Below are 14,637 nucleotides of genomic sequence, written 5' to 3' on the forward strand. Positions count from 1 at the left end.
TTTTTCATCCCTTCAAGATATCGGGCGTGACGTGCACAAGGGTCGGCACGGGCGCGTCAAAGGCCGCGCGAACGGCAGCCTGCATTTCAGGTAGCGAGTTTGGAGCGGCCGACCGCGCACCGAAAGCCTCGGCCAGCTTGCAGAAATCAGGGTTGCGCGCGACAACCGCGTTCGGAGCAATTTGGCTGCCGACCATGCTGTCCTCGATCTCTTTCAGCTTGCCGTTGTCCCAAAGGATGATGGGCAGCGACAACCCCAGCTCGACCGCCGCACCCAGTTCCTGCATCGTATAGTGGAACCCGTAGTCACCCGCGATCACGGCAGTTGGCTTTCCGCGCCGCGCAACCGCGCCGCCGATCCCGGCCGGCAGTGCATAGCCCAGAGTGCCGAACCCGGTCGGGTGGTGCCAGTGGTATGGGCGCGCCATGTCCCAGACTTCTTTCGCGACATATGCGAACTGGGTCATGTCGGAATAGATCATGGTGTCGGCGGGCATCGCTGCACGCAAGGCGTCGGCAACCGGCACGATACCCGGTCTTTCCGCGTCGACCTCGGCGCGCCAGCGCGCTCGGGCTTCGGCCACCTCTTCCGGCGACCAGCCGGTGGCCGGCTTGCAGTCTTGGGTCGCGGACCACAGTGAATGGGCAAAACTTTCGCCGTCGGCCTGCAGCTTGACCGCCGCCCGGTGCCGGTCGGCCAGAACCTCGGGGTCGAGGTCAACCCGCACCAAGGTCGCCTTGTGGCCCAACCGGTCGCGCCAAAGGTCGACCTCACCCAATTCGGTACCGACCGCGATGACCAGATCGGCCGACCCAATCACCTCGGCACTGCCGGGTCGCGGCAAGGTCGCGCCGAAATCCAGGGTATAGCCGGTGCCGACCAACCCACGCCCCGCATAAGTGGTGAAACAGGCCGCACCGAGCTGAGACAGAATCTGGCGCCACAGGTTAGACCTCGACCCACCACCAAATATGAACAGCGGCCGCCGTGCGATGTTCAGCAGCGACAGAACCGGCGCAATGTCCGGCGCCAGAGCCTTGACCCGCACCGCGTCCTGGTTCGGAAAAGGAGCGGGGTCGGCCTCGGCCTCCAACTGCGCGATCGGGACCTGAATATGCTTGGGGCGCGGACGTTTCAGCGCGAACTCCTCAAAGGCGCGTTCGATCAGGCCATAGGCTGATTGCGCGTCGTTTGCCTGGCAGGACCAGTCGGTCACGCATTCAGCGGCCGCGCGCTGGTCTTTCATCTGGTGCAACTGGCCGCGCTGTGCCTGCGTTTCGCTCAGACAGGAGGACAGAACCAGCATCGGAACCGAGTCGGTATAGCCCTGCCCCATCGGCGTCATGACGTTGCACAGGCCAGGACCGGTGATCACGTAGGCCACGCCGGGCTTGCCCGTCGCCCGTGCATAACCGTCAGCCATGAAGCCCGCGCCCTGCTCATGCCGCGCCAGCACATGAGTAATGCCCGCTTCTTCGATTCCACGGTACATTTCCTGATTGTGCACACCGGGAATGCCGAAAATGACTTCGACCCCCCGATCCTTGAGCATGTGCGAGATTTGGGCGCCCAATGGTCTTTTCATCAGCCTCTCCAGAACCGAATGGTGAACAGGACATACACGGCCATCAGCTCCAGCCGGCCGGTCAGCATTCCGAAGGTCAACAACCACTTGGCCGTGTCGTTCAGCCCGGCAAAATTCCCTGCGGGGCCGATCTGATCACCCAAACCGGGGCCGACATTTGCAAGCGCCGTCGCTGCACCGGATACCGCTGTGATGAAATCCAGACCAGTCAGCGCCAGCGCCCAGGACAGCGCCCCCAGCGACAGCGCGAAGAACATGAAAAAGCTCATGACCGATGTCAGGACATCGCGGCTGATGGCGCGGCCATCATATTTGGGCACGAACACTCCGTGCGGCGACCGGATCCGACTGATCTGAGCCTTGATGGAAGCAATCAGCAATTGATAGCGGAAGATCTTGATGGAGCAGGCCGTAGAACCGGCGCAACCGCCGATCAGGCCGATCATGAAGAACATCATGATCGGAAAACTGCCCCAGGTCATGTAATCGACACTGGCGTAGCCGGTGCCGGAAATGATCGAGGTGATGTTGAACAACGACTCGCGCACCGCCTGTTCCCAGTGGTGCGGAAAGACCGATGTAAGAAAGACAGCCATGATCGCCACCAGAACGGCGATCGTGGCCAGAAAGGCCCTGATCTGGCTGTCTTCCAGGATCGAGCCTGTCCGGCCGTTGACGAATTGCACATACCGCACGAACGGCAGCGCAGCCAGGATCATGAATATGGACGCGGCGTATTCCGCGGGCCCCGAGAACGTACCGAACGAGGCGTCATAGTTCGAGAACCCTCCGGTGGACATGGTTGTGAACGCATGAACGACCGCGTCGAAAAAGTTCATTCCCAAGCCGGCATAAACCAGGGCGCAGGCTACGGTCAGGAATACATAGATCAGCGAAATCTGGCCCGCGATCTCTTGCGCGCGAGGAAGGATTTTCCCCATGGTTTCAAACCCTTCCGAGCGGAAGATCTGCATTCCGCCGACCTTGAGCTCGGGCAGGAAAACCATGGCCACGACAATGATGCCGATCCCGCCCAGCCATTGCAGCAAACCGCGCCACAAAAGCAGGCCACGCGGCAGATCATCCAACCCGGAGATTACGGTCGACCCGGTGGTGGTCAGCCCGGACATGGCTTCGAAATAGGCATCGACAAATCGAAGCTCGGTCTCACCGAACACGAAGGGGATTGCCCCGAACAGCGGCAGCGCGACCCAGACGCCAGTGGTCAGCAAAAAGGTCTGACGGATGGTCAGCCCCTCGCCCACACCGTTCGAGCAGCTCATGGCCAGAACCACGCCGGTCAGGATCGTGATGACACCGCTTTCAAAGAAAACGTTCCACTCGCCCCGACTCTCGATGATGTCCGCAAGCATCGGCAACAGCATGGTCGCCCCAAGTATGGCGACCAGCAAGCCAATCACATATCCGACCGGGCGAAGATCCATCATGACGGGCAGCGTTGGCGCGCCGGCCCGAAAGTGTCAAGCAGATGATCTGTGATCAGTCGTCCATTTTTTCAGCCACGGGCGGCATGGCCGGTGGCTTGGACGGCGCACGCGTGCGGCGCGTGGCCGGTTTCGGTGCCTCGGCGGGTTTGGTTGTTGCAGCCGCTACGGGCTTTTTGGCCTTGGCTTCTTCGGTTGAAGCCGCAGGTTTTGCCTCGGTGGGCTTGGCCTTGGGCGTCACGGCCGTTGCGGGTTTCTCCGATGCGACCGGAGTGACGCGCTGTGCAGGAGTGGCCGTTGCGACGGGCTGCGGCGGTTTTTGAGCCGTTGCAGGCGGCGTTTTGGGCTTGGCTGTGGCCTTCGTGACCGGTTTCGGTGCGGCTTTTGCGGGTGCCTTCGGCTTCGGAGCCGGCTTTGCGACCGTCTTGGCCTTGGCCCGGACCACAGGTTTCGCCTTCTTCGCGGCGGGTTTGGCCGTGGTTCGCGCCACCGGTTTCTTGGCCGACTTCACGGCCGGCTTCGTTGGTTCGGTGACCGACGCAACCGGCATGGGGAACACGGTTTGAGCAAATGCCTGCATCATTTTCATCTGGCTGGTCACGGCATAGCCGGCCAGACGCACGGCGGCGGCCTGCAGCTCAAGCTGTTGGGCAATGGGATTCATTCCAAGTCTCTCCTGTAGCAATGAAGCAGCCCGATTTCCGAGGTAGAAAAGCCCTTGCCGTTCCGATCGCGCGGACGGACGAAGGTGTATTGCAGTCCAAGGCGTAACACGTCCCGGCTTCCTTTCGGGGTGGTGCGCCACAACTGACATGGCGCGCCACAGCTGCATTCATCTTCAATGTATGCAAATAATCGCGCGCATGCAGCATTTTCCGCTGCATTGCGGCAAAAAGGCGCCTACCGCCCAATATACGCCGGTTTTCGCGGCGTTTTTTGGGTCAGCCGACGTGGAACAGCGTCGTGAACAGGCGCGGGTCCAAGCTGGTGGATGCAAATGTCGGCCCCTCGGTCAGAATCGACACCGCATCGTGGCTGTGCAGACTTTCCTGATGGCTGGCGATGACGCGGAAGTCACCGACGTGATGATCGGCCAGCAGCTCGGCACAGAACAGACGCGCGGCGTCTTCGACAAAGATGGGGTTGGCGGCGTTCAGCTCAGCAAAGGCCTGTTCGTCTTCGCGCTTGACCATCACCTGGGTTTCGGTGGGGACGGCGCGGCGGCACAGGGCGATCAGATCCTCGAACCACAGGCAATCGGCGTCACAATCGACCACGACCGAAATGCGCGCCACGGAACGCTGCGAATGCGGCGTCGCAAGCTGTCCGCGCACCGACCGGGCGTGTTCGCTGAGTTCCAGCGAGCATGGGCAAGTCGAAGAATAGACATAGTCGAGATGCATGATCTTCTGACGCACGCCGCCCTGTTCGACCAGTTCAAGCGCGATGTCGTAATACTGATATCCCTCAAGACCCGAACGCAGGCTTTTGACCCGATCGGGATAGGAGAAGCGCATCTGAAGCCTTGCATCGAAACTGTCGAGGTCGGTTAGATAATCGCTCAGCGCAGATTCCATCACCTCGAAACTGAACGTACGCTCGGCATGCTTGTAGAAGGACCGCATGATCCGGGACATGTTGATGCCCTTTTTCTCGGCTTCGAGGCTGACGGTGCCCGTAACCGAGGTTTCCAGCGTCAGGTCCGGACCGTTCTTGCTGTGAAATCGGATCGGCAGGCGGAAATTCGAGATGCCCACATGCTGGATCTGCTGTTTCGCACCGCGGATCAGGCTGGACGGGCCGTTCTGGAGATCGGGCAACGCAGATTTGTAGGCTTCGTCGACTTTGAAGTCTTCGGGGTATTCACGTGACATCGAAGGGTAGTTGTCCGGAATCAACCCGGGCACCAGGCGGGCCACCGCCGGATCAAGCTGGCTGATCTCGGCCTCGCTGGCGCCCTTTGCCCATTTCCGCAGAACCTTGAGAGCCTCAGCGGCCTCGTTCCGATCTGGTTTTTCGTCAATGTCGCGCGAATGAATGTTCATTGGCTGCGTATCCTCGGTGTGTCGTCAGGCTATCTCTGACTGCGGCGGAAACCGCAGTGTAACCCAATACGGGTCAGATAGCAGCCCGGATCGAAAAAACCATCGCAAAACCGCCATTTCCGAACGGATTGCGCCCTTTTACCCGGGCGACATTGCGCGGTTGCCGATGTGTTCAACGGCGCGTGTCCGCCGTCACACCGCAGCAGCCGACAATGCCTGCCGGATATCCTCCAGCAGATCGTCGGCATCTTCGAGTCCGACAGAAAAGCGGATCAAACCGAGCGTGATGCCCAATTCGTCTTTCTGCGCATCGCTCAACCGCTGGTGCGTGGTCGTTGCCGGATGGGTTGCGATGGACTTGGCATCGCCCAGATTGTTCGAAATTACCGGGATCGTCAGCGCGTTAAGGAACCGGAAGGCCGCGTCCTTACCCCCCTTGATGTCCAGCGACAGGACCGTACCGCCCTTGCCCCCCAGTTGGCTCTGCACCAGAGCGTTCTGAGCATGAGATTTCAGGCCCGGATACATGATCCGCTCCAGCGTCTCATGGCCTTCCAGCGCGTCGGCCAGTTTCTGCGCCGTCTCGGCCTGGGCATTGACTCGCAGGGCCAACGTTTCCAGCCCCTTGAGCATGATCCAGGCGTTGAACGGGCTGAGTGCGCCGCCCGTGTGTTTGAGGTACGGCTCGACCGTTCCGCGAATGAACTCCTTGGCGCCCAGGATCACGCCGCCCAGCGCGCGTCCCTGCCCGTCGATATGCTTGGTGGCCGAGTAAACCACCACATCCGCGCCCTGCGCGATCGCTTGCGAGAACACCGGGGTCGAGAACACGTTGTCGACGATCACTGTGGCCCCCACCGCATGGGCCAGTTCTGCCACCGCGCGAATGTCGATGACTTCGAGCGTGGGGTTCGACATGGATTCGAAGAACACGGCCTTGGTGTCGGGCCGGATCGCGGCCTTCCATTGGTCCATGTCCGTACCGTCGACAAAGGTCACCTCGACACCATAGCGGGTCAGGATATTCTCCAGAATGTACAGGCACGACCCGAACAGGGCCTTGGCCGAAACCACGTGATCGCCCGCCTTCAGCATCGAGGTCAGCGCCCCGTTCACGGCCGCCATACCGGACGCCGTCGCAAAACCATCCTCGGCCCCCTCAAGCGCAGCGATGCGCTGTTCGAACATCGCAACCGTCGGGTTGCCATAACGGGCATAGATGAACTCGTCCGGGCCAGTCTCGATGAACCGAGCTTCGGCCTGCTCGGCGGTGTCGTAGACGAACCCCTGCGTCAGGAAAATCGCCTCGCTGACTTCGTTGTACTGGCTGCGACGGATACCGCCGTGGACGGCTTGGGTGCGTTTGTTCCAGCTTTCGCTCATGTCTTTACCTTTCGGCCCCGAAACCCGAGGGCAAATCAAAAAAACCCCAGACGCGGTCAAGCGAAAGGGGTCTTTCATCCTGACCTTTTAGCGGTGTTGTTTAGCGTGGCCCGCAATCCGGTAACAAATCGCCACGTGGTTTCTGGATTTCGCATACGCCTCGGGCGCGCGGGCGTCAAGCCGCGACATCCACCGCGCACTTGCCCTTTGCGGCGAATGGCTCATGATCGTCCCGCAACACGGAGGCCCCATGACACACCCGATCGACCTGTATTTCTGGCCCACGCCAAATGGCTGGAAAGTATCCATTGCCCTTGAGGAGATGGGGCTGCCCTACCAGACCCACCTCATAAACATCGGCAAAGGCGATCAGTTCGCGCCCGAGTTTCTGAAAATCTCGCCCAACAACCGGATGCCTGCGATCGTCGACCCAGACGGCCCGGATGGCGCACCGATCTCGGTTTTCGAAAGCGGCGCGATCCTGATGTATCTGGCCCGCAAGACCGGCCGGTTCTATGGGTCGACCGAGCGTGACCGGATCGCGGTCGAGGAATGGCTGATGTGGCAGATGGGTGGCGTCGGACCGATGGCGGGACAGGCGCACCACTTTCTGAAATATGCCCCCCAATTGGAGCCACCGCAGGACCTGCCCTATGCCAAGGACCGCTATCGCACCGAGGTTGCGCGCCTGTACGGCGTTCTGGACCGGCGCCTTGCCGACAACGAGTATGTTGCCGGCGACTTCTATTCGATCGCCGATATGTCGATTTGGGGCTGGGCCAGCCTGTGGGAGGGTCAACAGCAGACGCTGGAGGACAAGCCCCACTTTGCCCGGTGGCTGGAAACCGTGGGAGCCCGCCCCGGAGTTCAGGCGGGACGTGCCCTGCATGCCGAGCTGCGCGGAGACCATCGCAGCAAAGACGCGCAGAACGTTCTGTTCAAACGGTAGCGTTCACCAAATGCTGAAATTTCAGGCAACTTGGAGCGTATCGCACCTCTTTCTGCATCAAGACCCTGACGACAGTTGAATTGCGCGTTGGCCGTTCTGTAACTACAAGCGGTAACAAGGAGTTAAGGTTTAGCGACATTCAATTTCACGGTTCCGATTTACGGGTTCGACCAATGGACCGGCGCATCGACGAACAACACTGTCGGCTATCCTGTCGGAACGACCTTTTCCCTGAATGCTGGTGCAGCGCTGACCGTCATCAACGTCGAGGATGACGACGGCACGGCCAGCCAGCTGTTTTCGGACGGTTACATCGACACGCCCGGCGACGGGTCGTCGCCCAGTACGGCCAACAACGACCAGGTATTGAGCCAGGCGGTGACGATCAACGGACAGACCTTTCAGCCCGGCGATCAGGTCGAGCTTGAGTTCGGTTTTACGACAACCTCCGGCGACACGTTCTGGGTCATTCGCATCGATGGCGTGAATGTCGGCATCAGCGGCCCCGTCCTGCCAACGCCCGGTACGACCTATGAGGTTGCCGGCAGCAGTGATGGTCAGGCATCGCCGATTTCGAATGTCCCATGCTTTACCGCCGGCACACTGATCACCACCAAGGACGGGACAACAAGGATCGAAGACTTGTCGGTCGGAGATCTGGTTCTGACCTACGCCGGCAGCTATGAACCGATCCGCTGGATCGGGCGCCGTGAGCTGGACAGCGTCGACTTCTCCGCCAATCCGAAACTGGTTCCAATCCGGATTTCCGCCGGCGCGCTCTGCGCAGGGCTGCCAACACAGGACCTGATCGTTTCACCCCAGCACCGCATTCTGGTGCGGTCAAAGATCGCGCAGCGCATGTTCAACACCAACGAGGTGCTGGTTTCGGCCAAGTCGCTGCTGCCGCTGGACGGCATTGACCGGGTCTGTGCCACGGAGTCCGTTTGCTATTTCCACCTTCTTTTCGACACGCATCAGGTCATCTTTGCCAACGACACCCCAAGCGAAAGCCTGTTCGCCGGTCCCGAAGCGCTGAAATCCATCCCCGAGGCGGCTCGCGCCGAGATATTGGCCCTGTTCCCCGAGCTTGAGGACCCCGGCTTTGAACCGCGGCCAGCCGCCCTGATTCCAAAAGGTCACAAGCAGCGCGGTCTGATTTCGCGTCACCTCAAGAACGGTCAGGCGCTGTTGGCCTGATCGTCATTGGGTTTTTTCTGACCCGGGTCGGATTGTGCGCGAGCTACCGTCAGGTCTTTCGGCAGACGAACGTGGTCGCTGACAGTGGCATCGTCATGCCCTGCGGACCAAAGACGCGCTTCAATTCAGAGAACATCCGCGCGGCCACGTCCGTGGGATCCACGCCGCCGCGCTCTCGTATTTCATCGACCAACGGGTTTCCAAAAACCAGAGCGTGGGCAAAGGCTTCCGGGTTGACGATGGTCTTCGTCAACCGGATCGTTTCGTGTTCCATATCCGTCCAGCCTGCGGCCCTCAGATCGGCCCGGACGGCCTCGGGGTCACCATAGTGAAACGGTACCTTGTAGAATCCCGGCGGATCCTGCGGAAAGAAATGCGCCCCCACATCGTGCGCGACCTGCGAGAACGGGTTTTCGGACATCGGGCTCCACACGTTGAAAACATAGCGCCCACCCGGTCTGAGCACCCGCGCCGCCTCATGGAACGAAGCGGGTTTGTCGGGAAAGAACATGACCCCGAACTGGCAGGTAATCAGGTCGAACGCGCCGTCTTCGAACGGTAGATCCATCGCGTTGACGACCGCGAACTCGACGTTGTCCGCCGCCGAGAATTTGGCCTTTGCAACCTCCAGCATGGGCGCGTTCAGGTCCGAGATCAGAACTTGGGCCTCGCTCGGCAGCACATCGCACAGCTTGCGGCTCAGGATCCCCGTACCCGCGGCCAGTTCAATGGCCTTGGCCACCGGCTCTTCGGCGCAACGGGCGGCAAGTCTGTCTGCGTAGTCAGTGAAGATATTCGGGCCCAACCCCGCGTCGTAATGACTTGGAATATTGCCCACGAAACCAGCCGAATTTGTTGACATCTGCGCTCCCCCCCCCCGGCAACCGCATGATGCAAAAGACTAGCCGAAATTGCGCGTTTTGGCGAACTCATTGTGCTCTGCAGTCGGCTGGGGCCGGTAGGCATCCGCCCCGTCACCCCGCACCAGCAGGTCCAGCATGCCCGATATGTCCTCGATCTCTTCCGCGATCACATGGGTCACCGCATGGGCCCGCTGCATCCGCCCGGTTACCCGCAGCAACCGCCCCGAGATCACCGCTCGGCGGAACCGCTCATAGATCTTGCGCCAGACAATCACGTTCACGATGCCGGTCTCGTCTTCGAGCGTGATGAAGATCACCCCTTTGGCCGTACCAGGCCGCTGCCGCAGGATCACCAATCCCGCCACAGCAACCCGCGCACCCTCGGGCGGGTCGTCCAGTCGGTCGGCTGGAAGGCAAGCCGGTGGTCTGGGCCATGGGCGGCCCGAACTGGGCTGTGGTGTCGATGCGATACGCATAAGAACAAAAATAGAACAAATGCCCTGAATGTCCAGATGCAGGGGACCGAAACCACAGCCAGAAAGGTCATGCGCTACGCGCGACCGCAGCGCAGACAAGGGTCACTTGGCGTCATGCGCGTTGAACGTGGCCAAACCTTCCCGCAGAACCGCCTTGGCCTTGGCCAGGTCATCCCCGTCCAACGCATCCAGCGCCCGCAAAACGTCACTGCGCAACCGCAGAGCCTTGGGGCCCGGTGCTCCGACCGGATGAAGCTCATCGTCATTCGCTGCTGCCAATGCACCATGGCTGATCCCGTCGATCACCTCCACGATTTTCGCCTGGCTTTCGCCAAACCACGCGGCAATGTCATGCTCGGCATCGCCCCGCTCGTTCATCCCAACCACAATCTTTGCGTCCTGAACCGTCAACGGCATCTGCTCACTCCCTTATCAAATCACGGTCACACGACCAGAACACAAATCCATGCACGCAACAATCGAAACCGCTATCCGAGCCTCAACCTTTGATGGAATAAACCGGTCAAACCACTCGGTTGCGGCGCGAACGCGTGGAATTTGGGCGACAATGACGGACCGTTTGCCCGATCACGCCCCGATTGGTCGCAAATGGCACTGGAAAGACCTAAATCCCTTGACTAATGAGGAACCTGAACACCGCAGAAGGAAGACGCGAGCAATGGCAAAGATCACCTATGTCGAGCATGGCGGCACCGAACACACTGTCGAGGTCGCCAACGGCCTGACCGTCATGGAAGGCGCCCGTGACAACAACATTCCCGGCATCGAGGCCGATTGCGGCGGCGCCTGCGCCTGCTCGACCTGTCACGTCTACATCCATCCCGATTGGGTCGAGAAACTGCCTGCCAAGGACGACATGGAAGAAGACATGCTGGATTTCGCCTACGAGCCCGACCCGGCCCGTTCGCGTCTGACGTGCCAGATCAAGGTGACTGACGAACTGGACGGGCTGGTCGTCCAGATGCCGGAAAAGCAGATCTGATGCGACGACGCATGCCCCGCTCGTCCGGCGGCATGCGCTGCGGCTTCAAAGCGCCGCGTCCGGCGGTGCGCTTTTGGCCGTGCCACGTACGCGGCGCGCTGATGGCTGTGTGCCTGTGGCTGGCGGGTCCTGCCTTGGCCGCCGAAACCATAGCGACCGCCCGCTACACGGATCCGACCACCCGCTATCCCCACGGCGTCTTGGGTGACCAGATCGAATGGGGTTCGATTGAACTCACGCTTTCAGATGGCAAGCGCCGCAGCTTTACGCTGCCCGATCATCTGGTGTTCGAAGACCTCGCGCCCCGCGTGATCGACGTCACGGGCGACGGTCTTCCAGAAGTCATCGCGGTGGAGAGTGACGCACGACAGGGCGCTCGGCTTGCCATCTACGGCCCACAGGGCCGCATGGCGGCGACACCGCATATCGGCACTCGTTTCCGCTGGCTAGCTCCGGTCGGAGCGGCAGACCTAGACGGCGACGGAAATATCGAAATTGCCTATGTCGATCGTCCCCACCTGGCCAAGACCCTGCGCATTTGGCGCATTTCAGACGGCCGACTGACGGAAATCGCCGCGCTCCCCGGCCTGACCAACCACCGGATCGGAGAGGATTTCATTTCAGGCGGGCTTCGCTCCTGCGACGGCAAACCTGAATTGATCGTCGCCAGCGGCGATTGGCGCCGGATCAATGCCGTCCGCTACGATGGCGGCTGGCAAACCCAGGATCTTGGCCCGTTGAAAAACCGACAAGCCCTTATGAGCGCTCTGAACTGCTGATCCGGGGATTCATCTGGTCAAGAAATCCCAAGGTGCGGCCGCCGGCCGAGCCCCCATTTACCAGCGGGCCCTCAAACCGTCAAAGCGCCCGCCACCCGATATCGCGGCGATGGAAGCCGCCCGGCCAATCGATGGCCTCGACCATCGCATAAGCGTTGTCACGCGCCTCCTGCAGTGTTGCTCCGCGCGCCGTCACGTTCAGAACCCGGCCCCCTGAGGCCACAATCTGCCCGTCCTGCGCTTTGGTGCCTGCGTGAAAAACCATATAGCTGCTGTCCTCGGGCAAGTCATCCAGCCCCCGGATCACGCTGCCTTTTTCATATGCCCCGGGATAGCCCTGCGCGGCCATCACCACGGTCAAGGCGTGATCGTCGGCCCAGTTGACCCGCGCCTCGTCCAACCGTCCCTCGGCCGCAGCATGCATCAGGTCCAGCGCCTGCGCCCCCAACCGCATCATCAGCACCTGACACTCCGGGTCGCCAAAGCGCACGTTGTATTCCACCAGCCGCGGTTGCCCATCCTTAATCATCAGCCCCGCATACAGCACCCCCTGAAACGGCGTGCCGCGCCGGGCCATCTCGGCCATCGTCGGGCGCACGATCTCGCCCATCGCGCGGGCCTCGACCTCGGGGCTCAGAACCGGAGCCGGAGAATAGGCCCCCATGCCGCCGGTGTTCAGACCGGTATCACCTTCGCCCACGCGCTTGTGGTCCTGCGCGGTGCCGACCGACAGTATGTTCTCGCCGTCACACAGTACGAACAGCGAGGCTTCTTCGCCGTCCATGAACTCCTCGATCACCACCTCGGCCCCGGCTCCGCCGAAAGCGCCGCCGAACATGTCGTCCACGGCCTCCAGCGCGGTCGCCTCATCCATCGCCACGATCACGCCCTTGCCCGCGGCCAGACCGTCGGCCTTGACCACGATCGGCGCGCCCTGCTGACGGATATAGGCCTTGGCGGGCTCGGCCTCGGTGAACCGGGCATAGGCCGCAGTGGGCGCACCGGCCGCATCGCAGATTTCTTTGGTGAAACTCTTCGAGGCCTCCAGCCGCGCCGCCTCGGCCGAGGGGCCGAACACCAGAATGCCCGCCTCGCGCAGCCGGTCGGCCACCCCGGCGGCCAAGGGCGCCTCGGGGCCGATGATCACGAAATCAATCGCGTTTTCCTCGGCGAAACTGACCACAGCGCCGCCATTCTCGATATCCAGTGCCGCGCAATCGGCGATCTGCGCGATCCCGGCATTGCCCGGCGCCACGATCAGGCGGTCGCATTTGGGGTTTTGCATCACCGCCCAAGCCAGGCTGTGTTCGCGCCCGCCGCTGCCGAGAATGAGGATGTTCATGAAAGTCTCCGATCTGCTTGGCCTTGCCTGCGCGGCGTTCTAAGCTGCGCGGGCAATCGAAACAAGGCGCTGAAATGTCCGACCTGCTTGACGATCCGATTCCCGGCCAGAATACCCCCGAATACTCCGTGTCCGAGATCTCGGGCGAGGTGAAACGCACGCTGGAAGGCACATTTGGCCGAATCCGCGTGCGGGGCGAGGTCGGGCGCGTGTTTAAGGCGCGCTCGGGGCATTTGTACTATGACATCAAGGACGACCGGAACGTGCTGGCCTGCACCACCTGGAAAGGCCAGATCGCGGGCCTGTCGGTGGTGCCCGAAGAGGGGCTCGAAGTCGTCGTCACGGGCCGCCTGACCGCTTTCGGCGCGCAGTCGAAATACAACCTGAACGTCGACGAGGTGGCCGTAGCCGGGCAAGGCGCGCTGATGGCGCTGCTAGAAAAACGCAAGAAACAGCTCGAGTCTGAGGGCCTTTTCGCGCCCGAGCGCAAGAAACCCCTGCCCTTCCTGCCGCAGATCATCGGCGTCGTCACCTCGCCCTCGGGCGCGGTGATCCGCGACATCCTGCACCGGCTGCGCGACCGCTTCCCGCGCAAGGTGCTGATCTGGCCCGTGGCCGTGCAGGGCGCCAATTGCGCGGCCGAGGTCGCCAACGCCATCCAGGGTTTCAACCGCCTGACACCCGGCGGCGCACTGCCCCGCCCCGACCTGATCATCGTCGCCCGTGGCGGTGGCTCGATCGAGGATCTGTGGGGTTTCAACGAGGAAATCGTGGCCCGCGCGGCCGCCGCGTCCGAGATCCCGCTGATCTCGGCGGTGGGACATGAAACTGACACCACGTTGATCGACTATGTCTCGGACCGCCGCGCGCCGACCCCCACAGCCGCCGCCGAACTGGCGGTGCCGGTGCGGATGGAGCTGCTGGCCTGGACCGGCGAACAGGGCGCGCGTCTGTCCCGCGCGGCCACCGACGCAGTACAACGCCGGGCGCAACGCCTGCGCGATCTGTCGCGCGCCCTGCCGCGCCCCGAGACCCTGCTGGACGGTCCGCGCCAGCGACTGGACCTGATTGCAGATCGTCTGGCCCCTGCGTTGCAACGCGGTGTGCAGAACCGCCGCTTGCAGGTGGTGGAACTGTCGGGGCACCTGCGCCCGTCAACGTTGCGCAACCTCGTGGCCGCGCGGCGCGACACGCTGCGCAACCTGTCCTCGCGCCTGTCGATCCGCCCGATCCAACGCGACATCCAGCAGCAGCGCGACCGAGTCAACCAACTGGCCCAGCGCATGACGGCCGCGCAGACTCTGCGGGTGGACCGGCTCCGCCAGCAACTGGATGCGACTGACCGGTTGCGCGAGACGCTCAGCTACAAAGCCACGCTTCAACGCGGCTACGCCGTGGTGCATTCCGAAAGCGGCGTGGTCACCACAAAGGCGCAAGCCAGCAAGCACGCTGCTCTGACCATCAAGTTTGCCGATGGAGAACTGAAGACCGTACCGCTGTCCGGGACGACCCCGACCGCCAAGAAACCGTCCAAGCCACCAGCCCCGGATCAAGGATCTCTGTTCTGACG

General features: G+C 61.9%; 14 protein-coding genes and 1 riboswitch. Of the genes, 5 read left to right on the forward strand and 9 right to left on the reverse strand.

All coding sequences use genetic code 11. The features are described 5' to 3' along the window. Positions 1 to 4 precede the first annotated feature (4 nt). From GOW72_RS07890 to metZ, 5 genes are all read right to left on the reverse strand, one after another. Positions 5 to 1,585, reverse strand: coding sequence for a thiamine pyrophosphate-binding protein (locus GOW72_RS07890; protein WP_170366452.1), 1,581 nt, complete (start codon positions 1,583 to 1,585; stop codon positions 5 to 7). Further along, a complete protein-coding gene (locus GOW72_RS07895) occupies positions 1,585 to 3,033 on the reverse strand; it encodes a TrkH family potassium uptake protein (protein WP_170366454.1) in 1,449 nt (482 codons plus the stop codon). Before GOW72_RS07895 ends, GOW72_RS07890 begins: the two co-directional genes overlap by 1 nt. Before the next feature lie 52 nt (positions 3,034 to 3,085). Then, a complete protein-coding gene (locus GOW72_RS07900) occupies positions 3,086 to 3,694 on the reverse strand; it encodes a hypothetical protein (RefSeq protein WP_170366456.1) in 609 nt (202 codons plus the stop codon). A 277-nt stretch (positions 3,695 to 3,971) separates the two neighbouring features. Continuing rightward, on the reverse strand, positions 3,972 to 5,075 hold the full coding sequence (gene folE2, locus GOW72_RS07905) for a GTP cyclohydrolase FolE2 (protein WP_170363134.1): 1,104 nt from the start codon (positions 5,073 to 5,075) through the stop codon (positions 3,972 to 3,974). Between the two features lie 192 nt (positions 5,076 to 5,267). Beyond that, entirely contained in the window at positions 5,268 to 6,458 is a 1,191-nt protein-coding gene (gene metZ / locus GOW72_RS07910) for an O-succinylhomoserine sulfhydrylase (RefSeq protein WP_170366458.1), read from the reverse strand. A gap of 67 nt (positions 6,459 to 6,525) precedes the next feature. After that, positions 6,526 to 6,603: riboswitch (SAM riboswitch) on the reverse strand. Positions 6,604 to 6,708: 105 nt separating this feature from the next. Between metZ and GOW72_RS07915 the strand changes: the two genes are divergently transcribed. Beyond that, a complete protein-coding gene (locus GOW72_RS07915) occupies positions 6,709 to 7,407 on the forward strand; it encodes a glutathione S-transferase N-terminal domain-containing protein (RefSeq protein WP_170366460.1) in 699 nt (232 codons plus the stop codon). Between the two features lie 378 nt (positions 7,408 to 7,785). Next, the gene (locus tag GOW72_RS07920; RefSeq protein WP_342355358.1) at positions 7,786 to 8,604 is read left to right on the forward strand and encodes a Hint domain-containing protein; all 819 of its coding nucleotides are present in this window, start codon (positions 7,786 to 7,788) and stop codon (positions 8,602 to 8,604) included. 49 nt (positions 8,605 to 8,653) lie between these two features. Here GOW72_RS07920 and GOW72_RS07925 read toward each other — a convergent pair whose 3' ends face one another. From GOW72_RS07925 to GOW72_RS07935, 3 genes are all read right to left on the reverse strand, one after another. After that, positions 8,654 to 9,466 (reverse strand): class I SAM-dependent methyltransferase, encoded by an 813-nt coding sequence (locus tag GOW72_RS07925; protein WP_170366462.1) that lies wholly within the window; start codon positions 9,464 to 9,466, stop codon positions 8,654 to 8,656. Between the two features lie 39 nt (positions 9,467 to 9,505). After that, positions 9,506 to 9,943, reverse strand: a complete 438-nt coding sequence (locus GOW72_RS07930) for an OB-fold nucleic acid binding domain-containing protein (protein ID WP_170358563.1) — start codon at positions 9,941 to 9,943, stop codon at positions 9,506 to 9,508. A gap of 102 nt (positions 9,944 to 10,045) precedes the next feature. Next, on the reverse strand, positions 10,046 to 10,360 hold the full coding sequence (locus GOW72_RS07935) for a hypothetical protein (protein ID WP_093962513.1): 315 nt from the start codon (positions 10,358 to 10,360) through the stop codon (positions 10,046 to 10,048). 262 nt (positions 10,361 to 10,622) lie between these two features. Between GOW72_RS07935 and GOW72_RS07940 the strand changes: the two genes are divergently transcribed. Both GOW72_RS07940 and GOW72_RS07945 read left to right on the forward strand, forming a co-directional pair. Continuing rightward, positions 10,623 to 10,946 carry a 2Fe-2S iron-sulfur cluster-binding protein gene (locus GOW72_RS07940; protein ID WP_093962514.1) on the forward strand — a complete coding sequence of 108 codons (324 nt, stop codon included), beginning with the start codon at positions 10,623 to 10,625 and terminating at the stop codon, positions 10,944 to 10,946. A gap of 32 nt (positions 10,947 to 10,978) precedes the next feature. Then, positions 10,979 to 11,725 carry an FG-GAP repeat domain-containing protein gene (locus tag GOW72_RS07945; protein ID WP_244952361.1) on the forward strand — a complete coding sequence of 249 codons (747 nt, stop codon included), beginning with the start codon at positions 10,979 to 10,981 and terminating at the stop codon, positions 11,723 to 11,725. Positions 11,726 to 11,804: 79 nt separating this feature from the next. On the opposite strand, the gene purD is transcribed toward GOW72_RS07945, so the two are convergent. Then, on the reverse strand, positions 11,805 to 13,067 hold the full coding sequence (purD, locus tag GOW72_RS07950; protein WP_170366464.1) for a phosphoribosylamine--glycine ligase: 1,263 nt from the start codon (positions 13,065 to 13,067) through the stop codon (positions 11,805 to 11,807). Between the two features lie 74 nt (positions 13,068 to 13,141). On the opposite strand from purD, the gene xseA reads away from it, so the two are divergent. Next, positions 13,142 to 14,635, forward strand: coding sequence for an exodeoxyribonuclease VII large subunit (gene xseA / locus GOW72_RS07955; protein ID WP_170366466.1), 1,494 nt, complete (start codon positions 13,142 to 13,144; stop codon positions 14,633 to 14,635). Positions 14,636 to 14,637 lie beyond the last annotated feature (2 nt).

Origin of the sequence: Ruegeria arenilitoris, from assembly GCF_013032855.1 — a bacterium.
Classification (GTDB): domain Bacteria; phylum Pseudomonadota; class Alphaproteobacteria; order Rhodobacterales; family Rhodobacteraceae; genus Ruegeria; species Ruegeria arenilitoris.

What these genes read in the sequence shown, in the direction of transcription:
- GOW72_RS07890 (WP_170366452.1), bottom strand. Translation starts at nt 1,585, where the DNA reads ATGAAAAGACCATTGGGCGCCCAAATCTCGCACATGCTCAAGGATCGG.
- GOW72_RS07895 (WP_170366454.1), bottom strand. Translation starts at nt 3,033, where the DNA reads ATGATGGATCTTCGCCCGGTCGGATATGTGATTGGCTTGCTGGTCGCC.
- GOW72_RS07900 (WP_170366456.1), bottom strand. Translation starts at nt 3,694, where the DNA reads ATGAATCCCATTGCCCAACAGCTTGAGCTGCAGGCCGCCGCCGTGCGT.
- folE2 (WP_170363134.1), bottom strand. Translation starts at nt 5,075, where the DNA reads ATGAACATTCATTCGCGCGACATTGACGAAAAACCAGATCGGAACGAG.
- metZ (WP_170366458.1), bottom strand. Translation starts at nt 6,458, where the DNA reads ATGAGCGAAAGCTGGAACAAACGCACCCAAGCCGTCCACGGCGGTATC.
- GOW72_RS07915 (WP_170366460.1), top strand. Translation starts at nt 6,709, where the DNA reads ATGACACACCCGATCGACCTGTATTTCTGGCCCACGCCAAATGGCTGG.
- GOW72_RS07925 (WP_170366462.1), bottom strand. Translation starts at nt 9,466, where the DNA reads ATGTCAACAAATTCGGCTGGTTTCGTGGGCAATATTCCAAGTCATTAC.
- GOW72_RS07930 (WP_170358563.1), bottom strand. Translation starts at nt 9,943, where the DNA reads ATGCGTATCGCATCGACACCACAGCCCAGTTCGGGCCGCCCATGGCCC.
- GOW72_RS07935 (WP_093962513.1), bottom strand. Translation starts at nt 10,360, where the DNA reads ATGCCGTTGACGGTTCAGGACGCAAAGATTGTGGTTGGGATGAACGAG.
- GOW72_RS07940 (WP_093962514.1), top strand. Translation starts at nt 10,623, where the DNA reads ATGGCAAAGATCACCTATGTCGAGCATGGCGGCACCGAACACACTGTC.
- GOW72_RS07945 (WP_244952361.1), top strand. Translation starts at nt 10,979, where the DNA reads ATGCGCTGCGGCTTCAAAGCGCCGCGTCCGGCGGTGCGCTTTTGGCCG.
- purD (WP_170366464.1), bottom strand. Translation starts at nt 13,067, where the DNA reads ATGAACATCCTCATTCTCGGCAGCGGCGGGCGCGAACACAGCCTGGCT.
- xseA (WP_170366466.1), top strand. Translation starts at nt 13,142, where the DNA reads ATGTCCGACCTGCTTGACGATCCGATTCCCGGCCAGAATACCCCCGAA.